This window comes from Shewanella denitrificans OS217, from assembly GCF_000013765.1.
Lineage (GTDB): Bacteria > Pseudomonadota > Gammaproteobacteria > Enterobacterales > Shewanellaceae > Shewanella > Shewanella denitrificans.
Map to the genome: position 1 here is coordinate 3,463,506 of NC_007954.1, position 26,468 is coordinate 3,489,973.

The 26,468-nt window shown below is 45.4% G+C and carries 21 protein-coding genes; 9 read left to right on the plus strand and 12 right to left on the minus strand.

The genetic code is table 11. The features are described from left to right. Positions 1–72: 72 nt before the first annotated feature. The 7 genes from aroG to SDEN_RS15105 all read right to left on the minus strand — a co-directional run bounded on the left by aroG (position 73) and on the right by SDEN_RS15105 (position 8,799). Positions 73–1,128: a 3-deoxy-7-phosphoheptulonate synthase AroG gene (gene aroG, locus SDEN_RS15075; protein ID WP_011497328.1), complete on the minus strand. Its 1,056-nt coding sequence runs from the start codon at positions 1,126–1,128 to the stop codon at positions 73–75. A gap of 278 nt (positions 1,129–1,406) precedes the next feature. Next, the gene (locus SDEN_RS15080) at positions 1,407–2,537 is read right to left on the minus strand and encodes a tetratricopeptide repeat protein (protein ID WP_011497329.1); all 1,131 of its coding nucleotides are present in this window, start codon (positions 2,535–2,537) and stop codon (positions 1,407–1,409) included. Positions 2,538–2,811: 274 nt separating this feature from the next. After that, entirely contained in the window at positions 2,812–3,213 is a 402-nt protein-coding gene (locus SDEN_RS15085) for a hypothetical protein (protein WP_011497330.1), read from the minus strand. A gap of 92 nt (positions 3,214–3,305) precedes the next feature. Continuing rightward, entirely contained in the window at positions 3,306–4,556 is a 1,251-nt protein-coding gene (locus SDEN_RS15090; protein WP_011497331.1) for an ammonium transporter, read from the minus strand. Positions 4,557–4,565: 9 nt separating this feature from the next. Then, positions 4,566–4,904 (minus strand): P-II family nitrogen regulator, encoded by a 339-nt coding sequence (gene glnK / locus SDEN_RS15095; protein ID WP_011497332.1) that lies wholly within the window; start codon positions 4,902–4,904, stop codon positions 4,566–4,568. 355 nt (positions 4,905–5,259) lie between these two features. After that, on the minus strand, positions 5,260–7,881 hold the full coding sequence (exeM, locus tag SDEN_RS15100; RefSeq protein WP_011497333.1) for an extracellular exonuclease ExeM: 2,622 nt from the start codon (positions 7,879–7,881) through the stop codon (positions 5,260–5,262). A gap of 546 nt (positions 7,882–8,427) precedes the next feature. After that, positions 8,428–8,799, minus strand: coding sequence for a YacL family protein (locus SDEN_RS15105; RefSeq protein ID WP_011497334.1), 372 nt, complete (start codon positions 8,797–8,799; stop codon positions 8,428–8,430). A 206-nt stretch (positions 8,800–9,005) separates the two neighbouring features. Here SDEN_RS15105 and SDEN_RS15110 point away from each other — a divergent pair, with 206 nt between their 5' ends. Next, on the plus strand, positions 9,006–9,971 hold the full coding sequence (locus SDEN_RS15110; RefSeq protein ID WP_011497335.1) for a zinc transporter ZntB: 966 nt from the start codon (positions 9,006–9,008) through the stop codon (positions 9,969–9,971). Between the two features lie 117 nt (positions 9,972–10,088). Here SDEN_RS15110 and fkpA read toward each other — a convergent pair whose 3' ends face one another. Further along, positions 10,089–10,859, minus strand: coding sequence for an FKBP-type peptidyl-prolyl cis-trans isomerase (gene fkpA / locus SDEN_RS15115; RefSeq protein ID WP_011497336.1), 771 nt, complete (start codon positions 10,857–10,859; stop codon positions 10,089–10,091). A gap of 187 nt (positions 10,860–11,046) precedes the next feature. Between fkpA and SDEN_RS15120 the strand changes: the two genes are divergently transcribed. The 6 genes from SDEN_RS15120 (at position 11,047) to pepN (ending at position 17,623) form a co-directional block, all read left to right on the plus strand. Next, on the plus strand, positions 11,047–12,003 hold the full coding sequence (locus SDEN_RS15120; RefSeq protein WP_011497337.1) for a WD40 repeat domain-containing protein: 957 nt from the start codon (positions 11,047–11,049) through the stop codon (positions 12,001–12,003). Between the two features lie 24 nt (positions 12,004–12,027). Then, complete coding sequence (locus tag SDEN_RS15125; protein ID WP_011497338.1) at positions 12,028–12,240, plus strand: SlyX family protein; 213 nt, start codon at positions 12,028–12,030, stop codon at positions 12,238–12,240. Positions 12,241–12,370: 130 nt separating this feature from the next. After that, positions 12,371–12,877, plus strand: coding sequence for a peptide deformylase (gene def / locus SDEN_RS15130; protein WP_011497339.1), 507 nt, complete (start codon positions 12,371–12,373; stop codon positions 12,875–12,877). Next, positions 12,874–14,235 (plus strand): COG3014 family protein, encoded by a 1,362-nt coding sequence (locus SDEN_RS15135; RefSeq protein ID WP_011497340.1) that lies wholly within the window; start codon positions 12,874–12,876, stop codon positions 14,233–14,235. The genes def and SDEN_RS15135 overlap by 4 nt, the downstream gene beginning before the upstream one ends. A 78-nt stretch (positions 14,236–14,313) precedes the next feature. Next, on the plus strand, positions 14,314–14,907 hold the full coding sequence (gene lpoB / locus SDEN_RS15140) for a penicillin-binding protein activator LpoB (RefSeq protein ID WP_198134603.1): 594 nt from the start codon (positions 14,314–14,316) through the stop codon (positions 14,905–14,907). A 79-nt stretch (positions 14,908–14,986) separates the two neighbouring features. Continuing rightward, a complete protein-coding gene (gene pepN / locus SDEN_RS15145) occupies positions 14,987–17,623 on the plus strand; it encodes an aminopeptidase N (RefSeq protein ID WP_011497342.1) in 2,637 nt (878 codons plus the stop codon). A 169-nt stretch (positions 17,624–17,792) separates the two neighbouring features. Here pepN and SDEN_RS15150 read toward each other — a convergent pair whose 3' ends face one another. Then, entirely contained in the window at positions 17,793–18,248 is a 456-nt protein-coding gene (locus tag SDEN_RS15150; RefSeq protein ID WP_011497343.1) for a DMT family transporter, read from the minus strand. A 447-nt stretch (positions 18,249–18,695) separates the two neighbouring features. After that, positions 18,696–19,556: a hypothetical protein gene (locus SDEN_RS15155; protein WP_011497344.1), complete on the minus strand. Its 861-nt coding sequence runs from the start codon at positions 19,554–19,556 to the stop codon at positions 18,696–18,698. Between the two features lie 869 nt (positions 19,557–20,425). On the opposite strand from SDEN_RS15155, the gene SDEN_RS20700 reads away from it, so the two are divergent. Then, positions 20,426–20,689: a hypothetical protein gene (locus SDEN_RS20700; RefSeq protein WP_041405835.1), complete on the plus strand. Its 264-nt coding sequence runs from the start codon at positions 20,426–20,428 to the stop codon at positions 20,687–20,689. Positions 20,690–20,950: 261 nt separating this feature from the next. Here SDEN_RS20700 and SDEN_RS15165 read toward each other — a convergent pair whose 3' ends face one another. Beyond that, complete coding sequence (locus tag SDEN_RS15165) at positions 20,951–22,321, minus strand: hypothetical protein (RefSeq protein WP_011497345.1); 1,371 nt, start codon at positions 22,319–22,321, stop codon at positions 20,951–20,953. A 521-nt stretch (positions 22,322–22,842) separates the two neighbouring features. On the opposite strand from SDEN_RS15165, the gene SDEN_RS15170 reads away from it, so the two are divergent. Beyond that, positions 22,843–24,657 (plus strand): winged helix-turn-helix domain-containing protein, encoded by a 1,815-nt coding sequence (locus SDEN_RS15170; RefSeq protein WP_011497346.1) that lies wholly within the window; start codon positions 22,843–22,845, stop codon positions 24,655–24,657. Positions 24,658–24,738: 81 nt separating this feature from the next. On the opposite strand, the gene SDEN_RS15175 is transcribed toward SDEN_RS15170, so the two are convergent. Next, complete coding sequence (locus SDEN_RS15175; RefSeq protein ID WP_011497347.1) at positions 24,739–26,394, minus strand: SUMF1/EgtB/PvdO family nonheme iron enzyme; 1,656 nt, start codon at positions 26,392–26,394, stop codon at positions 24,739–24,741. Between the last annotated feature and the right edge of the window lie 74 nt (positions 26,395–26,468).

Consider the following 26,468-nt stretch of genomic DNA (forward strand, 5'->3'; position numbering starts at 1 on the left):
TAGAGCGCGTCACATAAAGGCTCCACCCTTATGCTTAACGCTCTATCAAAACGCGAATAACTACGACAAGTGTTAGCGTGTGCGCCTTGCAAGCACGGCTTGGTTTAATGTCGCCACCAAGGCTTGTGTGTCAGCCCAACCTATGCACGCATCTGTGATACTTTGACCATAAGTTAAGCTCGCGCCTTCTACCAGATCTTGCCGCCCTTCAACCAAGTGGCTCTCAACCATAACCCCCATAATTCCTGTATTGCCTTCGGCCATTTGAGCAGCAACCACTTCTGCAACCTGCATCTGCTGACGATAGTCTTTACCGCTATTAGCATGGCTAAAATCGATCATGATATTGTCCGCTTGCCCTGCTTGCTTTAGCTGAGCTCTAATATCTGCAACAGATTCTGCAGCGTAATTGGGCTCGCGGCCACCACGTAATATAATGTGGCAATCAGGGTTTCCCTTAGTTGACACTATGGCAGAATGACCGAACTTGGTCACAGACAAGAAATGATGTGGCGCATTAGCAGCCCTAATGGCGTCTATCGCCACTTTAATGGTGCCATCTGTGCCATTTTTAAAACCCACAGGACAAGATAACCCTGATGCCAGCTCTCTGTGAACTTGGGATTCTGTTGTACGAGCGCCAATGGCACCCCAACACATAAGATCTGCCACATATTGCGGGGTGATCATATCTAAAAACTCACCGGCAGTCGGCATTCCGGCATCATTAAGATCCACTAAGAGTTTGCGGGCAGTACGTAGTCCATCATTAAGCTGAAAACTGTTATCCATATAAGGATCGTTAATTAAGCCTTTCCAGCCAACGCTAGTGCGAGGTTTTTCAAAATACACTCGCATCACAATTTCCAATTGATCTTTATACTTTTCCCTAAGCTGAGTTAACTGCTTGCCGTATTCAAGCGCCGCCTTAGGATCGTGAATAGAACAAGGGCCTATGACCACAAGTAACCTGTCATCTTGTTTGCCCAGCAGTTGCTGTATGCTGTGACGTGCATTAAAAACACAAGTGGAGGCTGATTCCGATGCTGGAAATCGTTCAATAATAGCGATTGGAGGTAACAGCTCTTTGACTTCATTAATTCGAAGGTCATCATTTTGATAATACATAGGTTTTACAACTCCAGCAGCTTACCGACACACATCGGCCGTAACAGTAACGCGAGGAACTTCATCAAACTTAATGCTTATGCTGCATAGGTTTAAGGTCGGGCGCGAACTTTAGGGTGACCTTTCAATTTAATGAGTTTGAACTGCTTATGCAACCTAACATTCGCCTCATCAAATAATATTCATTAATCTATTGTATTGATGAGGTCAGAGCCGCAATAAATAAAAAAGCCCACTGAAGGTGGGCCCAATGAACAAGCAGAGATAACCTTAAGCCATTAATGCCCCTGCATCGCCTGCAGTTTTAACTGGTATCTGTGTTTATTATCGGCACTACTGAGCTGAATGGCTTTTTCCATGTGCTTCTTTGCCCGTCTTTCATCGCCTGTTGCCCAATAGGCCCTTGAAAGACCGAAATAGAACTCATGGCGATAATCCGCTTTCTCAACCGCGCGCTTATACCAAGTCAAGGCGTGTTGGTATTCTTTGTCGAAATACGCTTGTTGAGCCATATCAAAATAATAAAAAGGGTTGGCTATGCGGGCTAATTCAAGCTTCTTATGAACTTGCGCCCATTCATCGAGCCTATCTTGCTCACCTAGAATCAAGGACAAATTATAGAGTGTAATTAAGTTATCTTCATCTAAGGCTATGCCATGGCGATAGACTTTTTCAGCTAATTTATCTTGACCTTTATGACGGTAAATAACCGCTAAGGTGTTCACCCCAGATACAAAGTAAGGATCGGTTTCAAGTGATTGCTTAGCATAGGCATATGCAGTGTCATAATCACCTTGCACCATGGCTTCGGCGGCGACATTATTGTAAAACATTGCCACTAACCGCTGCTTATTGATGACAGTAGCGCGATAACCACGAATGGCACGTTCGGGTAAAAAATCCACTAGAATTTCTGATTTAGTGACTATGATGCTCTGATTATCCGTAGGCGCTAATAATTTAAGGTTAACATGACCATTAACTAAGTAAAAACCACCCCGTCTGTCCCATATAGGCTCGACTTCAATATCTTGAATTTTCACTGGGATATTAAGCACTTCAGCTAGGCTCGCAGACAGCACTACCAAAGACATACAATTACCTTGCCTGTCAGTCATAGTGTCATCGGCTATTCGAGTGATATTATCTTGGTAGGCAAATCCCCCCTTATGGGCATTGATGTATTGACCCAGCCACACATGGGGAGAAATAAGGTTTTGTCTTTTTGACTGAGAACGGGCAAAGGCACGTTTTAATTCAATTTTATCTTGCTCTCTTAGTGCAAAAATGGCTTCAGGAGCGGGCACATAGACATCAGCAGCAAACAAGGCATCGTTAAAAATCTCCCGCTGATCGATTTGTCTTAGTGCTTGTTGGTCAGATGCACAACCCAGTAGAGTACAAGCCAAAAATAGAAAAAAAGCCCAATGAATTAAGCCTTGCCGGTTGATGAAATAACGATAATCTTGATCTTCAGTGGCACTCGCTTGTTTAGCTGTGATGCGCTTAGGAGCAGTGACCTTAGACTCAATCCTTAAGTCTGAATCTATGTGTGTAAAAGACATAACTCAGCCCTCAATTTAGCGTACTAATATAAGCATAGAAGCTCAATCTCAATACCGCGCGTCACTAAGGGAAATAAGGGTAACAAAACGTGTAAAAGCTAAGCTCAAACACGCTAATTTAATCCATGTCCGAGCCTGAGCTAAATGCATCGTTTGGGTTAGGGATTTGTATATACAGGGCTTCTCCACTGTGCTGATAGGGACGGTAGAAGCGTGCATCACAAGCATAATAAGGGTATGGCGCCACCAGAGTTAAGCAGCCCACTGGCAATGAGCGAATAATATTGAGCTGCGCTTGCTGGGCCAGTGCTTGTTGCCACTCATGCTGCTTGGCCAATTCATCCCTAAGGACAAACGCATCGAAAGGCTCGGTTGATTTCCTCACAACCACAGTGCCAGCAAACACATAAGTATTGATGCTAAACAGTAAGGCAAGAGCCAGCACAAGCTGAGTTAAGCTTGGTATTCCTTGGGGGAGAGTCTGGCGTGAGGGATAGAAAAACTCGGACAGTAAGCGCATATTAACCTCCTAAGCATTGGCTTTGCTTAAGCTTAACCTAAGCACAAGCAAAAGGGATCACCCAGTGATCCCTTTCAATGCCCGTTTAGCCATTAGGACGCGTTTTTAACCGACACAAACTCAGGGTAAGCATCTACGCCACAATCAGAGGCATCCATACCATTGTACTCTTCCTCTTCTGAGACGCGGATCCCCATGGTTAGCTTTAACACAAACCACACAGCGATTGATGCCAAGAATACCCAAGAAAAAATAACCACTATACCCAAGATTTGAGTTGAAAAGCTGGCCTCCTCATTGGAAATCGGCACCAATAGTAAGCCCAATATCCCCGCACCGCCGTGCACCGAAATCGCCCCAACTGGATCATCAATTTTGATTCTATCTAGCCCAACGATAGCGAACACTACCAAGAGCCCGGCTAATGCGCCAATACCACCAGCAGCGAGTAACGAGGGTGACAGAGGATCGGCGGTGATCGCCACTAGCCCAGCAAGGGCGCCGTTAAGTATCATGGTGAGATCCGCTTTTCCCCAGATGTACTTGCATAATAATAGCGCTGATATTGCACCAAATGCCGCCGCTGAATTCGTATTAACAAAAATTTTAGCCACTGACGTCGCATTTGCCGCATCCGACACTAAGAGCTGCGAGCCGCCATTAAAGCCAAACCAGCCCATCCACAGGATAAACATGCCTAAGGTTGCCATAGGTAAGTTAGAACCAGGTATAGGATTCACTTGACCGTTTGCACCATATTTCCCTTTACGTGGCCCAAGGAGCAAGACCCCAGCAATAGCCGCTGCCGCCCCAGCCATATGTACTATTCCGCTACCAGCAAAGTCCACAAAACCCGCTTGAGATAAGAAGCCGCCGCCCCAGGTCCAATAGCCTTCGATGGGATAGATAACCCCTGTCATCACTACTGAGAAGACTAAGAAAGCCCATAATTTCATCCGCTCGGCCACCGCACCTGACACGATAGACATGGCTGTCGCCACAAACACTACCTGGAAGAAAAAGTCTGACTCTAAGGCATGATCCGCATCAGCTGCTTGGGTGCCAATAAGGCTGCCGATAGAAGGTAACCAGCCCCCTTCTTCATTACCAACATACATCAAGTTATACCCCAACAGCAGATACATGATGCAAGCAATAGAATAAAGACAGACGTTTTTGGTGAGAATTTCGGTGGTGTTTTTCGAGCGCACCAGTCCCGCCTCTAGCATGGCGAAACCTGCCGCCATCCACATGACTAACGCCCCTGAGACTAAAAAATAGAAGGTGTCTAATGCAAAACGCAGCTCAGTGACTGTTAAGCCCAACTTAGTTAATTCTTCCATAGCTACCTCTTATAATGCTTCGTTATCGAGTTCGCCGGTGCGAATACGCACCACTTGCTCAAGCTCTGTCACAAAAATTTTTCCATCACCAATTTTTCCTGTGCGCGCTGCAGCTATGATGGCCTCGACCAAAAACTCAACCTGCTCTTCTTTGATGGCAATATCTAATTTGACCTTAGGTAAAAAATCCACCTGATACTCGGCGCCGCGATAAAGCTCGGTATGGCCTTTTTGACGACCAAAGCCTTTCACTTCAGTGACAGTCATGCCTTCAACGCCAATGCCAGCGATGGCTTCGCGTACGTCGTCTAATTTGAATGGCTTAATAATCGCACTCACAAGTTTCATCCTGCCCCCTAAAATCCCAATTGTTTATAAATTGAATCCGAAATGTTAGATTATTAATTCAAGCTTCGAGCCAACAAGGTAAGTATTTGTATTAATTTAATAATTTATAAATAACATGAAAAATGAATGGCGTATTGCACCAATAAGGTGCGATAGTTAACACTTGTAAGCATCAGAGTGCACCTAAGTGGCGCATCTCAGATTAGGGCTAAGGAGCATGCCAACGTGCCAACTCGAGGCGCTGGCCAGCTGATGTTTCAAGATGAGTAAGTGGGAAGATAAAAAGGAGAAAAGAAAAGGGATGCTAAGCGCATCCCTTTAAGTTGATCAATACTTGTTACTGTACGTCACTCGCTTAGCTGCGACGACGAAGACCAAAACCTGCAAGCATCATCAGGACTAAGTAACCTAGGCTACCACCACTGCGTTTGACGACTTCTGGTTTTGGCTCTGGCTCAGGAGTGACCACTGGCGCTGGGTAGCTTAACGCTACAATCACAGGATCGTGATCTGAAGCAGAAAACGCATTATCAGACTTCAATAAATCACCAGTAAATTTGCTTGGGTATTCGAATAGCGTCGACTCAACAGAGTTGATATGCCAATCTTCTATGCCCACGACTTTTGCCGCAAGACTCGCGTTACCTAACGCATGATCAAGATTGCCTAATTCACCATTATAGCTGTAAGAATAAGTACTTACGCCATGAGCTTTGGTGTTTAAATTAATTAGACCATAGCCTTTTTCAATCTTAGTGCCTTCTTTTTCATAGATCTTACCGTTTAAGGTAGTCCAAGAGGCTGTAACGATATCGCGATCAGATTGACTTGCATCATAATCGGTTAACACACGAAGCGGATCTTCCATGCCATAGGCATTTAAGTCACCAATGACCAGCAAATCACCTTCGACATCTTTGAGTGACTCACCCAATACTTTTGCAGCAGAAACGCGGAACTCGTTACACTTACCTTGCATGTCAGCGGGATCTGACTTGTCTTCAAAGCTCACCCAATCCTCTAAACAGCCTGAACCTTTAGACTTAAAGTGGTTAACCACGACAGTTAACTTTTTATCTTGAATAGAAAAGGTTTGCGCGAGGCTGTGACGTTGATATGCATCATTACCCGTATTAGTTTCAACCTTGCCAGCTTTCTCACGAGTCGCAACGCCTTCTGCAGCGTGTTGTTCTGGAGTAATAATCACCTTGGCAGGGCTGGCTAAACTCACGGTTTTGGCGCGGTATAACATGCCTACTGTGATGGCATCACTACCAAAGTATTTACCTTCAAACTTATCAGCCGCTTCAAGCTCTACAAAGCTATAGGCTTCATCGGCTGTGAGTTCAGCATTTAATGCCGTCAATAGGTTTTGAATTGCACTCTGCTCGCCAAAGCCATTGTTAGCAATTTCCATTAAACCAACGATATCGGCGTTCATGGCAGTAATTGCACTAACTATCTTAGTACGCTGCTTTAGCATATCTTCTTCAGTTAATGCACCACGATTGCTACCACCTGGATTCGCATCACCACCCACTGCATCGTTGAAGAAGTTAAGTACGTTAAAACTGGCAACACGAATGTCCCCAAGTGTTGCCACTTCAGGAGCATCGGTTCTGTCATTGTTACGGATGAAATCACCAGCGACAACGGTATTAGTCGCCACTAAACGATAAGCACCGTAGCTATAACCCACCACACCTTGCAGGTTAGTCAGTTGATCGCCAGTACGGATATAGCCCGTTTCGGCATTAAAATCGGGGAAGTAAGGTACAACGCCATCGGCGGCTTTAAAATCTGACTCGATGAATAATTGATTAGCCGCGTTCACTTTAGCCAATGCAATGGCTTCATCAGACATGGCAGGATAAAGCTGAGTCGGCTTCATTAATGGTGCTTTGTAAGAGGCAAGCATGTTGTTGCGACGGGCAGCATAATCGTAGCTGAAAGTGCGGCTCACTTTCATATCGCTGCCTGCATCTAGCTCGATATTCATGCCTTCATAACGCTCTAAGGCCTCAGCTAAGGTTTCACCATCGGCAACATAGAAAGGGGTTGCAGCTGGTGCTTCACCTTGAGCGCCCACTTCAAACTTCTTATCAGCCTTGATATCGATTTGAGTGAGGCCGTAATACTCTTTAACTTTACCTTGAACACAAACTTCAACACCAGGTTGAATCGAGTCTGGCGCAGCAGCATCTAAGAATACGAATACACCATCTGAAGTATAAGGTGAGTTATCGCCATTCACTTCCTGAAGATAGAAGCCTTTAAATAAGCTATCACCACGGGCAGTGACAACACCACGTACTGTGACTTCCGCATCTGATTCATACTTACCTTCAGGAACAAGTGGGCTTGATTCGCCCGCACCTTGCACTTGATATATAGGTACAATTTTCGCGCCTTTGCAACTAAATACTGGCGCGCTTGGCGCTGGAGCTGCACCTAGGCTACCTAGGCCTGAAAATGTATCTTGAGGTAGAGTGGTCCACTTAGTCTCATCAAATGTCATGCTCGCTGACAATGCATCCATCTTGCGCTGGATTGTGACATCTTTGCCCCAATCCGTAGGCGTTGGAATAGCACCAATCACATCGACGATAACGCCGTCTTTCATCAAAGCAACCGCATCAGAGCCGTTGAAATAAATAGCGTTGCCGTCGATGGCATCAACACCAGCGGCTAAACCCAGTGCTGCACTTGGGTTTTTAATAATTTTTAATTTTTTTGCGCCGATAGTCTGACCATCTAATAGCGCCATATCTGTTGCTGCTGTATCACCGTTTCTATATTGAACTAGTTTGTAACCCGTCAAATCAACCGTGGCAGTGCCGCTGTTATAAATTTCAATCGCTTTGTTATTTGAGCTACCTTCAACATATTCGGTAATCATTACTTCAGCGCTTGCCATCATTGGCATGGCTGCAGCCATTGCCAGAGACAAACTTGTTAACTTAGTTACCATTTTCATATCATCAACCCCATATTGAGTAATATTGTTATTACTCTTTTTTAATTTTCGGCGGGATTGTCCCAAAATTCACTGATAATAAAAAGCTTCTAACTCACATTTTAAAAACAAAAACTCAACCTATACTATTGATACAAAACAACTTAACCATCCACCACAGAGAACATTAAAAACACAACTAACTATAAGTAAAGCAATAACAGTGACTAACGGAAAAATAAACAGGATAAAATTGGTGCTCAAACTCTATTTTTTTTGTAAAAAAACTAATACAGCAGGAAAATAATCCTAAAGTCTAGTCAATAGAATTATTATTCAGTCTTTATACTTAGGATGAATTAACCATTGAAAGCTGCTGTTTCACAAAATTTAGGAGGACTAAGCAAGGACACAGACGCAAGACAAGTGCTGTATCACTTGTCTTAGGAAAGCCTGCAACAGGCTAATAGGGATTGGCAAGTGGGGGGTTGTCTTATATCAACAGAAGTGTTCGCTGTAGTTAATATTTTTGTATCATTTTATAGCAAGGAATTGAGGTCCTATGCCTTAGTCTTGCTGCAGAAAATTCAGCCAACTGCGCAGCGCGTGCTCAAAGTCTTCTAAACCGCAGAAGGCTTCAGATTCAGTATCATAGAGTGACATGTCTTCATCCAGCTCAAAATCTTCATCAAAATCTATTGAGTTAACAAACACTCTCACTTGCTCTTGATCCATATCTAGGCTGATATCTTTTCCAGCTTGGAAGAACTGAGTTTGTTTACCGCCTTGTAAGCTGTGGATTTGGGCCAAAATAGCTTGAGCACTTAATACGTCTTGGCCAAGCTCTTGGGCAAACCAGCGACCGAGTGCCACGTGTTCCATACTAAATTCAGCAAAAACAGTGCCATCCAAACGATTACGGCGAAACTCAAATTCCATGATAAAACTCAATTCAACTGATGATTTAGCTATTTTAACCTATGAAGCCTAAGTGTGCCGCTCTATAGACTAATTTATCTAACCACAAAATTCGTAAAAGCTTGTTTTGCACGAGATGGGTCTACTATCATGAGCTTATTACCGATTAATAAGCGCATAACTGCAAATTAACCGCTTCAAAATATAAGAATAAAATAGGATTTTCAATGACTTCAGGTTTCATTTATAGCTTGTTACTCACAGGCCCTAATGCAGGACAAAGTTTAACCTTAGCGCAAGTTGAACAATGGCAACCCAGTGACGGCCTGCTGTGGATGCATTTGCGTTACCGTGAACCTCAGGCTCAAGCTTGGGTGCATAAAGCTGGCCTGTCGAAAGTTGAAGTGGATACCTTGTTAGCTCAAGATACCCGTCCGCGGGTATTGAATACAGCCAGAGGCATGTTGCTTGCACTTCGTGGGGTGAACTTAAACCCAGGCTCTGATCCAGAAGACATGGTATCTGTGCGTCTGTATGCCGAAGAGCACAGGATAATATCCACTTGTGAGCGCCAGCTGCAATCCATTCACAGCCTAGCTGAACAGATTAAACATGGGAAAGGGCCTGTGGACAGCGCCGCGTTTATCATGCAGCTCTGTGAATTACTGACCCACAGAAAAGTTGAGTTCATCAGTAAGTTAGAAGATGAAATTGATGAACTCGAAGAGCAAGTGGTAACAAGGGCGAATAAAAATCTGCGTAATGATATCGCCGAGTTAAGACGACAGACTGTCGTCACCCGCCGATACTTAGCCCCGCAAAGAGAAGCCTTCTTTCGAATGCTCAATGACCACAATGACTTGTTCGATGAAGCCGATGAAGTGCGCATAAGAGAAATTAACGAGATTTTAATTCGCGTCATCGAAGATCTGGACACCATTCGTGATAGAGCTGGGGTAACCCATGAAGAATTACAATCACAGCAAGCTGAGCAATTAAACCAAAGGCTCTATTTCCTCTCATTGATCTCGGCGGTGTTCTTGCCGTTAGGCTTTCTCACCGGCTTACTTGGGGTCAACATAGGGGGTATTCCAGGGGCTGAAACCGACTGGGCTTTTAGTGCATTCTGCATTGGACTTGCGGTCATTATCGCCATGCAGATGCTGATCTTTTATCGCCTTAAGTGGCTATAGTTTTATCAAGGGCAACTTCAGCCGCCCTATTCTGTCGACTATTATAGTTTTTATAGTTTTATGCAGACACAAAAAAGGACGCCTAAGCGTCCTTTTTCATTAGCGATAACAACAGGCTTATTTTTTCGCCGCTGCGTCAGCAACCTTAGCCGCTTTATCCGCTGTTTTCTCGATTGAAACCAATTCAACTTCAAACACTAAGGTAGAGTTTGCTGGAATAGTACCAGTATCGCGCTCGCCATAAGCAAGCTCAGCTGGGATAACAAACTTATACTTAGCGCCAACGTTCATTAACTGAACGCCTTCGGTCCAACCTGGAATAACACGGTTAAGTGGAAACTTAGCCGTTTCGCCGCGAGTATAAGAGCTATCAAACTCAGTACCATCGACTAGCGTGCCACGGTAATGTACTTCAACTGTGTCTTCAGCCGCAGGCTTATCGCCAGCGCCCGCTGTCAGTACTTCGTACTGTAGACCAGACTCAGTGGTTGTTACACCTTCTTTGGCTTTGTTGTCTTCGAGGAATTTCTTACCTTCTTCGACTGTCTTAGACGCTAACTCTTCAGCTTGGGCTAAACGCTTGTCATTTAACTTCTTGTCTAGGCCTTGCAACACTGTCTGCATTTCTTCTTCAGTCAGTTGCATGTCTTCGCCTAAACCATCGCTGAAACCTTTGATAACTAATGCTTTATCAACAGCGAAGCCTAATTCTTCTTGTTCTTTTATATGGCCTGACATGTAACGGCCAATAGATCCACCTACGCTGTAAGCTTCTTTTTGTGCGTCAGTTGTTAATTCTACTTTTTTAGCTACGTCTTGATCTTGATTACATGCGCTCAAGCCAACTACGGCTAATGCAACTAACGATAATTTGTAAATAGATTTCATTAAAGCTTCCTCAGCGTCCTTTAGTGGTTACAATAACCTAGAGTTATAATTAGTTAGCCACTTTATACTAGTTAGACAGGTTATTCCATTGGGCTAACATTAAATAATGTTCAAACTCGCTTCTTGGCTAAAATTCCAAGATGCACTATATGACTGCGTTTGAGACAATTTTTCAAGGGGCAAGTTCATGATCCGTGTGCTTATGCTGATTTTTTACTCAAGCTTACTGTTTGGCTGTCAAAAGGCGGCCCAAGAAGTGTTGACCTTAACTCAAGAAGCCAGCTATAGCGCCAGTCTCTCCCATGATGCCAGTCTCGCCATTGTTAGTACTGCGCACCAAGGCGTGCAAGTCTGGGATCTCAAACAAAAACGCATTAAATACACTTGGCATCAAGGTGAAGGAAAAAGCAATGTCATTGCCACCGCCTTGTCCGCCAACGCGGCCTATGCCGCCACCTTAACCAATCAATCTTTAGGCTTGTGGTCTTTGGGTACTGGCGAGTCTGTGGGTTGGTGGTCCTTACCCGCATCGGGGCAAACCGTGGCGGTGGCCAACACAGGTCAAGCCTTAGTGGGTTTAGTGGATGGTTCGGTGTTGTCTCTTGCCCATGACAGGCAAAGCCTAATTAAATTCCTCGGTCACACAGAAAAAGTCACCAGCGTGTCAGTGTCTGCCGATGGTCAATATGCCCTTAGTGGGGGTAATGATGCCCAAGTCATTCTTTGGCATGCTCATACAGGTCAACCTATCCAGCGCTGGCAATTAGCCTCAAGGGTCACTAAGGTATTACTCAATGATGACGCCAGTATTAGTTTTGCCAGTGATATCATGGGCAATGCCTCCTTGTGGCACAGCCAAAGCGGCAAGTTAAAGACCCGCCTTGATATCAAGCGTCGTCAAATGACCTTCTCGGCGGCACGTTTTATCGACCAAGACAAATACCTACTCACAGGGACACCCTCCAAGGAAATGTTCCTCTGGCACAGTCAAACCGGCAAAAAAATCGCCAGACGCCAAGTTCAAGTGACTAAGGATAACCAAAACCGCGGCGCCGTTGTATACTCGGTGGCACGCCAGAGTCCAAGGCGACTTGTGAGTATCAGCAGTCAAGGTCTGCTGGAGTCTTGGGACCTGCAATATTAATCGCGCTAACATTCAGAGGCATCAATGCAAGAGTTGCAACAAAAAATCGAAGACTTGGAAACTAAATTGGCTTTTCAGGAACTAAGTGTTGAAGAGTTGAATCAAGAAGTGATAAAACTCAACCAATTAGTGGCTAAGCAGCAACAGCAAATATCCTTGATGGTCAATAAATTAATGGATATTGAGCCCAGCAACATGGCATCGGAATCGGAAGAGACACCACCCCCCCATTACTAAAATGAGTAACATGTTCGCTTGCATTAGCTAACCTTAAACCATTGCAGTGGTTCCGCTTGTTCACTGCGAAGGTGGGTTAATTACAACTGTCATCATAGAGCGATATTCAACTGGAGTACCAAGCCTTATCATGTCTTCGAGCCAGATACTGCCCATAGCGATAACCGGTGAGCCTATTCTTAATCGAATCGCGGTCAAAGTAAGTCAATTTGACGCCAGCTTAATCCAATTGGCTGATGATATGCTGGCGACCATGATGGCTGCAAACGGGGTTGGCATAGCGGCTGGACAAGTTCACAGCCCACTTGCCATGTTCGTTATGGCATCTCGCCCTAATGAGCGTTACCCCAACGCGCCAGTTACTGAGCCTAGGGTGATAATCAATCCGCAGATATTGTCTTATTCCACACAAACCCAAGCGGGCATTGAGGGCTGTCTTTCTATTCCAGATAGCAGAATGAGTATTGTCCGCTCGCAACAGATTGACACCCGATTTCAAAACCTTAAAGGTGAGTTTATCGAACAAAGCTTCAGTGATTTTGAGGCACGTATTTTTCAGCATGAATTCGACCATATCAAAGGCATAACCTTAATAGAGCGCCTTGCTCAGCAGCAGAAACAGGCGTACCCAGCATGAGAATAGCCTTAGGATTTTGCCTCAGCTTATGCCTGTCTGGTTGTGCCATGAACAGTGTTTTTATCAATTATCCGTCGCAAATTAAGCCGTTAAAGCAAGCCTTAGCCAGTCAAAGTGCGCCCAAGCTTGATGATATTACGGATAATATCGATGGCAATGATGGCTTGTTGTATGCCCAGGAGGCGGGGCGTATCGCGCAAATCACCGGTGACTTCAGTGCCAGTAAGGGCTACTACCAGAGTGCCATGCGCGCCTATCAAGCCTTCGATGAGCGAGCCAAAATCAGCCTGTCTAATGTGGGGGCTAATGCCAGTGGCTTAGTGCTTAATGACAATAGCATTCCTTATCGAGGACCTGGTTTTGAGCGCATTATGTTGCACCAATATCAGGCACTAAACTACTTGTTCAGTGGCGATCTACAAGGGGCATTGGTGGAAGTGCGCCGCAGTAATGAACTGCAAGCGAGCGAGCAGCGACGCTACGAGAAATCACAAAAGTCGGTGCAATCCATGGCCAATGGCGCCATAGACAACGAAGTCAGCCGCTTATCCTCTGCGGCGGGCACTGTGACCAGCTCATTTTTAAATGCCTACAGCTACTACATTACCGGTCTATTACATGAATTACTCGGTGAACCCAATGATGCCTTTATCGATTATCGCAAAGCCGCCCAGATAAGCCCGAACAACCCTAACCTGCAGCAAGACTTAGTCCGTCTCGCCAAAGACTTAGCTATGGAGGAGTTTGAAGATTATCGCCGCCGCTGGGGAGAACCTAAAATCCCTCAGGCCAATGACGGTCAAGTGGTGTTTATTGTTGAGCGGGGTTTTGTCCCTGAAAAACAAAGCATTACCATTCCCTTTCGGCTGCACGACAATTGGCAAACCGCCTCTATGGCAACCTATACCAACAATGGTTTAGCGCCTATGCCTAGCCCCATTTATGGCCTGCCGACGCCGTTGAGCGCTGCACCCATTGCCAATATCGATGCCTTAGCTATCAATGCATTAAAAGAAGATTTGCCGGCGGCATTAGTGCGCCAAGCACTGCGTGTGTATACTAAATCAGAGATGGCACGTAGGGTGCGCAGCGATTCAAAGAGTCAGCAGAATGAGCTAGACCCAGCCGCAATTTTGATGCAAATATTCAATGTGGTATCAGAGCAAGCCGACAGACGCAGCTGGCTAACCTTGCCAAGGCAAGCTCAAATTGCCAAACAATACTTGCCGGTGGGGAGTTACCCGCTGAGCCTAACTCAAGCCAATGGCATCAATGTCCAAGTGGAAGCCAACAGAACCACCTTGGTCTGGGTAATAGAAACCTTGGGAAATTACCGTTATTATTCTGTCATCTTGTAGGTAAACTGTAACAGCAACCACCTTTATTAAAGGTAATAATATCAACACTAAGGCCCACTTAAACGAATGGAAATAACTATGAAACAGTTAAAAATTATTTTTGTATTAGCCGCTGTCATGGGCCTGAGTGCCTGTCAATCTAAGGTTGAATATGGCGATGCCACTGAAGTAGAAACCGTCAACGAAAACTTTGGCTCTACCGACTTACAAGCCATAGCCGCCAAGATGGTCGACAGCATGATGGTGTTCCCCCCTGTGATGTCCATTACCGATACCGGCCGCCCCATCATCTTTGTGGATAAGATTAAAAACAAGACCTCTGAGCATATCGACACAGAATCAGTCACAGACACAATAAGCAACAAGTTGCTTCGCTCAGGCAAGTTCCGCTTTATCGATATGACCAAAGTCGACGCCGTACGTAAGCAACTGGATTACCAAAACAATGCAGGCATGGTTGACCCAAGCACGGCCATCAAATTTGGTCGTCAGATTGGTGCCCAGTTCATGCTTTATGGCAACTTATCTAGCATAGTTAAGCAAGATGGCAGCACTAAAGACGTGTATTACAAGATGACCATGCGCCTAATGGACTTACAAACAGGCTTGATTGAGTGGTCCGATGAAAAAGAAATCAGAAAAACGAGATCTAAGTCTTTCTTAGGATTATAATCCCGAGCTAACTTAGCCCAAAAAGCCGACTACCCTGTCGGCTTTTTACTGGCACTTTGACCCAAATAGGAAATCATTCGTGAACTTGCGCAACATTTTTATCCTGTCAGTCACCCTTGCTAGCCTTGCAGCCTGCTCGACTAACCAGAGCACGTCTCCTTCAAAACGTGATGGCACAGCTTCTATCAGCCAATTTCAAGCCCAAGAACGCGCCAAGGTGATTTCCGATGTCAATTACCAGCTCGCTTATACCTTCACCGGTGAAAGCCGCTTTACTGCCAGCACTAAGGTGACCTTTAATTTATCCAGTACCAGTAAAGCCATTACCTTAGACTTAAATAAGGCCGATATCACTCGCTTCGTGGTCAACGGCACTAAGCTGTACCCCAGTTATAATGGCGCTTACATTACCATTAACTCGAGTCTATTAACCTCAGGTGAAAACACCATAGAAGTGGATTTTAGCCGAGAGCACAGCACTAACGGCGAAGGCCTACACAGATTTGTTGACCCTGTGGATGGCAAGGTTTACTTGTACTCTCATTTTGAGCCTGCCGCCGCCCAGCAGATGTTTGCCGTGTTCGACCAACCTGATCTTAAAGCCAACTATCAGCTTAGTGTCATCGCTCCCGCCGACTGGCACGTAATCAGCACTATGCGCGAATCCAGCATAGAAGCACGGGGCGCCACTAAGTTATGGCAATTCCCGCTGACGCCTAAACTCAGTCCTTATAACTTCTCAATGCATGCCGGCCCATACCATGTGTGGCAGGATAATTCCGCCGCCTACCCCATGCGCCTCTTTGCCCGTCAGTCGGTAGTAAGCCAAGTCGCTCCCCAAGATTGGTTTACTTACACTCGTCAAGGGCTAGCCTTTTTCGACCGCTATTTTGGCATTAACTACCCCTTTAAGAAGTACGATCAACTGCTAGTGCCAGATTTTCTCTATGGCGCCATGGAAAACGCCGGGGCGATTACCTTTTCAGAGAATTACTTCCTCACCAGCGCACCGATGACAGCACAGCAAAAAGAGAGCTTAGCCTCGGTTATCATGCATGAAATGGCCCACCAATGGTTTGGTGACTTAGTCACCATGAAATGGTGGAATGGCCTGTGGCTTAATGAATCCTTCGCCTCGTTTATGGGCACCTTGGCCACCAGCGAAGCGACTGAATTTCATCATGCTTGGCGCACCTTTTATGCCAAAGGCAAACAAACAGCCTACCATCAGGACAGCCTAGTCACCACCCACCCCATCGAAGTGCCAGTGGCCACCTCGGCTAATGCCTTCGATAATATCGATGCCATTACCTACCAAAAAGGTGCCTCGACATTAAAGCAATTGCGTCATTTACTGGGGGATGATGTTTTTCGCCAAGGTGTGAGTAAATACCTCACCAAATACAGCTACCAAAATGCGCAGCTCTCCGATTTTATTGCCAGCCTTGCCGATGCGGGTAATAGAGACTTAAGCCGCTGGACTAAAGAATGGCTCTACAGCGCTGGAGTAAACAGCCTTAAAGTACAATTCCAATGCCGTGGTAATCAGATAAGCCAGTTTGCCCTAATTCAATCTGCGCCAAGCCCTGAATTACCTACCTTGAGAGAGCAAAAAGTGCAAGTAGCCCTATTTAACAAGGGCCGTCATTACCTTGAACAGCAACAAGTGGTTGCGGTAACTTATAAGGGACGCTTCACGAATGTACCAGAACTTGTGGGTGAAATTTGCCCCGACCTTGTCTACCCCAATTTCGAGGACTGGGGTTTTGTTAAAGTGCAGCTGGATGAAAAATCATTTAAAACTGCCAAGCAAGAGCTGAGCAATGTACACGATCCGCTGCTACGTTCCATGTTATGGCAAAGCTTATGGGACAGCGTAGTCGACGGTAAAACCGGGTTAGATCAGTTTATCAATGTCGCCTTAGTTAACGCCCCTTTAGAGCAAGATTACACCATCTTGGGCCAAGTCATCGCTAACTTGCACCAAGCCATGGACTACCTCAATGCAATGGCGCCAAGCCAGAAAGCCTACACAGATAAGGTCGCCAAAGCCTTTAGCCAGATGAGTCTGCGCCGTGCCATGGAAAGCCATAAAGACAGCGATTTCCAACGCCGTTGGTTCGATGCCTATGTGGCCTTCTCTCACAATGGCGCAGCCTTAAGCCACTTAAGCCAGCTACTGGACGGTAAGACGAAAGTTCAAGGTTTAACCCTGAGCCAAGACTTGCGCTGGGATATCATCAGGCAGCTGAATCGCTACGATTTCCCCCAAAGCGTGCAGCGTCTACAGGCTGAAAAACATCAAGACAACTCGGATGCTGGCCAAAAAGCCGCTATCGCCGCCGAAGTCATTCGCCCAGAAGCCGCCCTTAAACGCCAATGGTTAAACACCATAGAAAACAACGAACATATGCCGTTTTCTAAAATTCGCGTCGCCATGGATAACCTCTACCCCAGCGAGCAGCAGCTCTTTAGTGCCGCCACTGCCGAACAGCGTCTGGCTAATCTGCCCTACACGGACAACAAGGGTCCTGTGTTTATGCGCAGTTACGGTGCAAAGCTTATCCCAACTTCATGCAGTTACGCCGGCATTAGTGCCTTAGACCGTGTGTTAGACACTAACACTAACCTAACAGCCCTCACCCGCAGAGCTGTGCTGGAAGCACGCCAGGAAGAACACCGCTGCGTGCGCATCAAGGCGCAAATGAGTAACTAATCTCTGCCAGTCGCTGTTATTAATTGCGACGTTGAAGCAAAAAAATGCCAATGGGAACAAATCCCACCAGCACTCAGCACTTGATTTATCTCAGAGGTAAAAAACAAAAAAGCGCCTATTGGCGCTTTTTTGTTTTCCCTGGCTAAGCAATTGAACCTAATGTATGCCTCTATTTCTTCGCCACTAAAATCATCCCAATAATTAAAAATACGGCCCCTAAGACTCGATTAACGCTGATTTCAATTTTTGGATAACCCAACCAGCCGTGTTGATCTAAGGCTAGCGAGGCGATGACTTGGCCACAGACAATGGAAACCGCTAACACTAAGGCACCCAATTTAGGGGCTAAAAAAATCGACATGGCAACATTAAACGCCCCCAAAAAACCGCCCAACCAGGCCCACCATGGGATTGTGGTTAAGGCATTGGGTTTAAACCAGGCGCCACCTTGAATAAAGGCAATGATGCCTAAAATTATCGTCCCGACTAAGAATGAGATAAAGGCGGCTTGGATAGGATTACTCAGCCCTAATCTTAATTGCGCATTAATCCCCGCTTGGGAGGCAAATGAAAAGCCCACCAATATGCTAAACGGCAGTAATAAATAAACGCTTAAATTACTCAATGGATGACAGCCTTAAGTTAACAGTGTGATGGACACATAATAGCCTATGACAATGCGGTCCAGATAGAGGTCAGTTTACATGCCGCGGGCTTGGCAGTTTTGGACATAAACGCGTCAGAATTTAATCATGATGCACTAACAGAAGCATGCTGATTTTTAATCTATGTGGCAACTCCGATGCTAATCTGTCACTGACACTCTGCCATACAGGCTTGACATGGCCCATTTCTATCATAAAAAGTCTCGTCGACACGCCGACTTCTTTTGAGATCAAGAGCCATCCATGAGGGCTCGAACATCCCGTCCATGGGATGGACGGCCGTCTCGCCTTTCTCGTGGTGAAGCGTCATGGTTCACCTTGTTGACCTTAGTGTTACTGGTTGACATAAAGACTAGGTTCAGAATTTAACTATCAGCCCCTTCGTTACATCCTCTAACAGCCACTTGTTAAACCACATACTTTTGTACCAACTCTTCATTCAATACTTGATCAACTGACAGCCTTTCCAACGATGAAATATCGAATGATTTTAGGTTTTGTATATGCTTTTTTATCTCATTTGGCACTGAGTGATAATGAAGATAATAAGCATCTCCCTGCATCTTCGCCTTATGCTTCTCAAAAATTGGCATTAGCTGCCCCCAATCGCCTAACACCATATCCTCTACTTTCTTGAACAGTTTTCTCGGGGCCAGCTCCTTTCTACCGATCAACAATATATCGACTGGAGGTATGATTGATGAGATTGCGTCAGGCCATACACATGCAGTGACAACTCGTCCTTCATAATTCAACAGCATAATAGAAGGAACAAATACATCATCCTCAGTCTGTTCCTGAAGAGATTCTTTGTTATTATTCCATGACCAGACATTTTCCAGTTTTTTGGTGGGGAGGCTAAAGACATCTGAATTGTCTTTCAGAATAGATTGATAAGCAAATTCATTCCCATGAAGCCACCCACTCTTGAATTTATCTTCGTCAAAGTCTCCAGAACCCATTCCATGCTTTTGAGGGTCATCAACTTCTAAATTGAATTTTGATTTTAATTCTATGACTTCCGGCTCAGCTTCTTTGATGAAGTATGTTGGCCTGAAGTAGTTCATATTGAAAACAATAGGATAATAGCCTTCTTCGGCATCTTCCTTATCTTGGTATTCAAATACAAAATAAACGCCAGTAGCTTCGTTTTGATACCAAGCTTGTGATCCTTCGAGAGTGTAATGCTCACGACTAGTAAAGTACGCATCGAACTGTTTTTTAGAAAACTCGCCACTTTTGGGTTTTAAAAACAGATCGTAACTCATAACTTATCCTTATTTTGGCTTAGCGGCTTTTACACCCATTCTAGATTTACTTAGACGCGTAGGCTATTGATTAAATTAATACTATATATCCTAAGCACTTGAAGTAAAGCGCTTTATTTTTATACATTTAACATGCAAACCAGACCTTATCTGTTAATCTCGTTTCTTCTCCCACTTTTAGCTATCACGGGGTGTGTGAGCAGCTGAGACGCTGCGTCCAAGCCCATAGGGATAAGTTGACGACGTCACTCTAGACGTTAGTCCAATGCGCGAGATCGAAGAACAAAACTGAATACACTTAGAGTACAGGCTTGCCATGATGCTCGATCATCGACACGCAGCAAGTCCGTCCGTGGATGCTCGACCGCCCCGTCCATGGGGCGGACGGTCGTCTCGCGAAGCATCATGGTTCACCTTTTTAACTTCTGTGTGCCTATCAAGTCACAAGATCTAGCTCGATGCCACCATTAAACACTTGAGTACAAGATTTTTAGCAGTATCTCAAATTCAGGAATAAGGAAGGAAACATACTAATTGGGTTAATATGGATTTATTCATCAGTTATCTGGGTACCATATTTTATCATTTCAGGAAAAAACCAAAAAAGTTAACAACCCCCTTTTAAACTGATTTGTTCTTTACCTTCTAGTGTTATTTTCGGATGTGTTGTTTATTCTCTTTTAGCAGGCTAGCAAGTAACTAAAACTAGACTGCTAACAGTTGGCGCGGTTTCGCTACGCTACACATATAAGTCCCTTTTTATTGAGAGTTAGTACCAATTGAAATTTCGAATCATATTGTTATTTGTCACTGTATGCTTGTTTTGGACATGTGTTCATAGGCCTGCTGGTTCATTAGATTACGAGTTAGTGTTAAAGCCATATCCCTCTTTTACTCTGGCTGTTGGTGGTGGCGAAGAGGGGAGTTATAAGAGGCGTTTGCAGCAAGGAGAATTTCCTAATTGGTTAGTTAATAACAATTATAAAACTATAGCTTATGGTAGTCTTGAATCTACAACTCAGCCTTGGGAATTCCTTCGGTGGTTTTCTTTAGCATTTGTTTTTAGTGGCTGGCTTTGTGTCATTGCTTCAGCCACCAGAAAAAGATTAAAAGCACTTAATTGGGCTTCCTGAGGCGTCTAACCCTCCCCCTGAAGAAAACTATAACTCATTAGTTAAACTAACTGGAAAGATCAGACTAACTGGCTCGATACAGCCAGAATGGATCAAGAGTCATCCATGACTCTTGATTAGACTATTAGACTATTACCCTGCTATAGCCGCACTCTTACATCGCAATGACTTCGCGATTACTGCCCTACAATTACACTGTAAAAGCATTACACCGCAACAGCCTTACCCCCACAGCGGCATAACTCCCACGGCATCATAGCTTTAAGCAGCTGATGGCTTCCAAGCCCCTAAGGTGAGGCTGACGGTTTGACCGCTACCCACATTCCCTGGGGTTTTCGAGGGCACATTTTGACTGCTAGGCCAACTTTGGGTTGGGATCCCCAAGGTGCTTGAGCCCACATTAGGGTTTTCGTCTAGGCTAAACCCGTAAGCCATAGCAAAGGTTCCAGCAGTATTTTTGCCGAAGATATTCATGGCTTCAGTCTTGTCTTTCCCGCTGGCCGTTGCCACTGCAACTGGGATGGTCGCGCAATGGAAAAACTTGGCGTAGACGTCGTAAAGGCTCTTGGCGTTATTGTAACTATTAGGATGATCTGTGTACCAGTTATCTGTGTTGGTCCACGCATCCGAAGTGTAGTGTTCTTTGATTACAGCCTTACTATCAACCACGCCGTCTAGTACTACGCCTCGAGAGAAAGCTTCAAATATCGCCGCCTCAATCTGACCGAAGGCCTGGTATTCAAGCACGGATTCATTGCTATTCTGTGCCCGTACCGCTTGAAAGAAAGGTTTATCCCCCTCGAAATCCGCTTTAGGAATCGTGATAGAAAGCCCATTAGGGCCACTCAGCGTAAACTGAGTGCCGTCACTGCTGCCAGAATAAGTGCCCACAGTTGCACCATTTAAATAGAAATTGATTTGATTGCCCTTGCTAAAAAGCGCCTCCGTGGTCTTGCTCCAGTAACCGCTTAAACCTGAAGCACTGGGATATATGGCCAGCCAATCTTTGGGGGACACTATGGCGGAGAATTGCGCCTCAATTAATTCTGGATAGCCCTCGCCAGTGGGGCTTGTGAACAACAATTGCTCAAACGCGGCGCCATTGGGGTCTGCTTGAGTAAAAGACGCGAAGGTGGCGGCTAATGTTGAACGCGGTACCATAGCGCCGTAGACAGAGGCATCACCAGAGACACTAAAGGAGAGGTTAATGCCGAAGGCATCCACCGCCGAAACGTCATACTGGGCATTGGGGCCAAATTCAAAGATGTCGTATGGCCCTGGAGGGCAAACCCCAGGCGCCGCGTTAAAGGGATAGGCGGTATAGCCGTTTAAGGGGTAGTCAGCTGGAGTGGTACTCGCCTTAGTGACAGTGAACACCAAGCGATTGTTACCTGAGTTAGTCACATCCGGCACCTTGACGGTAAGACCTGCATTGATGTCGATAAACTGGGCTTGAGTGGTTGTGGTCGCAGCGGCAAAACTTCCGTCTGGCTGGAGGATATAGAAGCCGGTCGCATCCCCTGCTTGCTGCATAAAACCCGCAACCCAAACCGTGTATTTGCTGCTATCAAGACCTGACTGATTAGCTATGATGATATCGTTGAGTGTTTGCAGTGTCGTAGAGTGACTCATTATTTTATCCTTTAAAATATAGTGTTTAGTCTGTCTGGGTGAGCGCTTCATCAAACCCAAAGCTCTCACTGGATTTAGCCAAGAGCGCCAAGAGTGCCAAGACCGCCAAGGTAAGCTCATGTTAATGCAGAGAATTAGTGCTGATGTATGCTAAAGAATTTGGCTTTAAAATTGCGATGACTTAACTAAGTTGTAAACTGTGACTCAGTTGCAACAAACAGCTCAGCAGCCATTCAATGGCCCATCGCATTCATATTCCATGAAAAAGTGTCAATGTCAGATCCCTCTATATTCTTCACCATTAGAGAGTGTCATAAATAAAGAAAAGCGAGTATTACAGCTCATTACACTTAGATAGCTCCCTCGGTAACTGAACCCATGAACGATTCTGAATCGCCCAACCACTCACCTCAACTCTCAACTGTCGCATCCTCTGTAGGATGAGTACTCACTGTTTTTATTGTTACCAATACGTTAAGATGAAAACCAATAATTAGACCGATAAACTCGCTGAACAAACAATGAATTATAGATTTAACGAATTTGAATTTGACAGTGAGAGCTTGCTGCTGACGAAAAGTGGCCTTACCTTGGCAATCCGTCACAACGAAGCTAAGGTCTTAGCGCTATTGCTTGAGCGCGCCGACAAGGTGTTAAGCAAAGACGATATTTTGTCTCATGTTTGGCAAAATAGACCTGTGTCAGAACAAGCGGTTTTTCAAAATATCAGCCACTTGAGAAGTATCTTAGGTAACCAAGCCATCAAAACCTTTCCAAAACGGGGTTATCAATGGCAACTTGAAACCGTGCGTGTTACCCCAGACTCCCAGTCCTCAACAATCCCAGTGCGAACTCAATATCAACCTCTACCAGTGCCGAGTCACAATAAACGCCCCCGATGGTTATATTTCGCCTTGGCGAGCATGCTTATGGTTAGCGTCCTCGCCTTCTATCTCCCCTGGCCGGACCAACAAGAAAATACTCATTCAAGGATTAGCATCGCCTACATCCCAATGACTCAGCTCAATGGTACTGAAAAGCTTTCGCTGGATGATGATACAGATTTTGATTTCACGACCTTAACTCAACTGGACGCGGCCCATTTTGAAACCTCAGCAGATCTTGAGTATCCCGCACTGGCAGGGACTCATCCATTCGTATTAACAGGTCAAATCCGCACTCATAACCAGAGCTACTATTTGGATTTCCTGCTGAAAGGTCCATTTGCAGATTGGCAAGGACAACTGACCAGCGCATCGGAGCAGGATCTACTCCAGCAGCTTAAGCAGCATTTAAATCAGCCTGTTATCTATGATTTGCTGAGCCAGCCTCAAGCCCCCGAACTCAAACAAGCCAACTTGTCCATCGCCCACCAGCAAGCGCCTGAGGATCTGATAATTCTTGGCCAACTGATCTCGGTTTATATCCAAATGGATGAGCTAGATAAGGCCATGGTCATGGCTGAAAAATTAGCAGTCTTAGGGAAGCGCCAACACCAGCCTCAACAATTGGGAAATGGGCTGCTTTACCAGAGCGAAATTTTAACCGCTAAATCCTTGTTTGAGCTAAGCGCGCAAAAACTGGCGCTAGCCATTGAGCATTTTGAAACCATAGCGGATTTAAAGCGTCAGGCTGATGCCTGGAATGCCCAATCATGGTTAGATCATCAAAATCATGATTACCCAGCAGTTAAAGCCAGTTTACTTAAGTCTGCTCAACTGGCTTTAACTGCCAAGGATAAGGCGCGGGAATTACATGCATTGACTTACCTGTCGATAATGGCCAGTAAACATAAGCAAGAGCAGGATAAATATCTTTACTTACAGCAAGCTGAAGATAAAATGAAAGCTTATCAACTCCCCAGTTACCATTTTGCTAAGATCCCTTTTCATTACGCTATCTTTGCCAGTAATGCCGCGGCGAAAGAGCCACATTTAAAGCAAGTGCTGGAGTTTACCGCCCTCACACCGGATCACTGGGTTGCTCAATCAAGCCGTAAGCAGTTAATACACTATTACCTGAAACACCGTAGGCTAATGCAAGCACAAGCGTTAGTTGAAAACCTAGCAACAGATAATGCCCACAACTCTTATCTTAAAGCCCTATTGGCCCAAGCTCAGCAGCAAAGCCCTTCAATGCTAGAACATGCCAAACGCGCATTTGAGCAAGCACGGCTAGCCGGTGAGCGCCTGCTTAGTTTGGATGCCGCACTACTCTTGTGCACCACCCAAAATCCGCAGGTCAATTATGATTTTTATTCCCAATACATAGATGAGAATGCAACCTCCTATTGGCGGGAAATCAATGAATTAAGCCTGGTGGCACTTAAACTTTAATCCTTAACCTTTCTTTGAATAAAATAAAAGGCAGCCCTATGGCTGCCATTTATTTTCGTTTTATCCTCGGCGCTAAAGCGGTTAACCTGGCTTAAGAGCTAGCCAATTTAATTTCCAGTTATTATCGAGTGATTTGAGCATCACAGTATGCTTACCTTTTTTCAGGTACAGACTCGCCCCTTGTTGTGTTTGCCATTCATGATACCCCCCCGTGTTGCTAACAAGATTAACGCCTAGGTTTTCATCATTGCTATAGAGCTCAAAACCTTTAGTGTCCCGCGGCGATGCCACTCGGTATTCCAGCGTATAACGCCCCGCCTTAGTGACATCAATTTGATAGGTCAACAGGGCTTTATCGGCGATACCGCCGGCGCCAGAGAAGTTATAGCCGCCATCAACATCGGATGTTTGACCTAGGGCGCTGCCCGTGTAATCGGCGGCCCACTGCGCTTCGACTCGTCCAGGTATACTCACCCAAGCAGCTTGAGTAGATACAGCTTCACTGTAGCGGCTTTGCATATGACGTCTTACCGCCACCACGGTATAGTCGTATTTTATCGGCTCTACATGGGTGTCGGTAAACTGGGTTTGGGTTAAGTTTGTCGCCAGCAATTTAACCATGCCACCTGAAATACTATTGCGATATACACGATAACTTTCAACATCATCCTGCAGACTCTTATCCCAGCTTAATATCACTGTGCCTTGGTCTTGCTGAATTTTAAGGTTAGTCACAGGATCTGGGACTGTTGGCTCTAACGCGCGGCGCTTGTGCTCTTGGGTTTGAGCGAAGTTTAACTCAGCCAAAAATGCCTGACTCGCCTTTGGCAAGCTAGAGGCTTCGCCATCCATGGCAACCCTAAAGCCATCTACGCCACCTGAGAAGTCAGTAGGGATACTGCCCCGCTGAGCTATGGGCCAATGACTCCAATGCCAACTGCTGCCACGGGTAGCACGGGTTTCGCAGCCGCCACTTACGTGGGCTGAGCCATCATTGCTTGCATTGTTATAATCTTCTGATACGCAATCTGCCAGCATTTCTAGCACATTACTTACCATGTCATGAACACCGAAGGGATTAGGCTTATACATGCCCACTATGCTGGCATAACCTGAATGATCGGCGCAGTTGGCAATCTTTCCTGTCCAATTGTAGTAACTGGTATTGCCGTCTCGTTGCAAAATATTTTCGCCGCTCAGATCGCCAACATTCTCATAATCACACACTCGGCTTTGCTCGGCGTCATCCTCAAAATAGTAATCCCCTGTGGTGCCCGCTCTCGCGGCATACTCCCACTCGGCTTCTGTCGGCAGGCGATAAGGTTTGCCCGTCTCCTTAGCGAGCCACTTAACATAGGCATCGGCGGCGTTCCAGTTGATGCACACCACAGGTTGAAACTCACTGGTGTTGAGTGCATTTGTTTCCCAATTTCCTTTAGATGCGGGTTGAAACCAGCCATTTAATTCATGGCGGCATTCTAGTGGAACAGGATAGTTTGTCGCTTCAACAAAGCGCCTAAACTCGTTCACTGTGACTTCGTATTTACCCAGACTAAATTGGCTGATAGTGACGTTATGAACCGGCTGAGTGTTAGCCTGTGCCATCGAGCCCATAGAAAAACTGCCCGCGGGAATGGTAACTAGAATAGGCTCTATGGGATCAATAATCCCACCGGCATGAAGCTGATAGCTAGTGCTTGATAATAATAGGCTGACGAAAAGTTTAGTAAGTTTCATGGCGCTTCCTTGTTGTTATTGAAGCGCTAGGGTGAAATTTTCGATAAAAAAAATCTTATCAAAAACCTTATCAA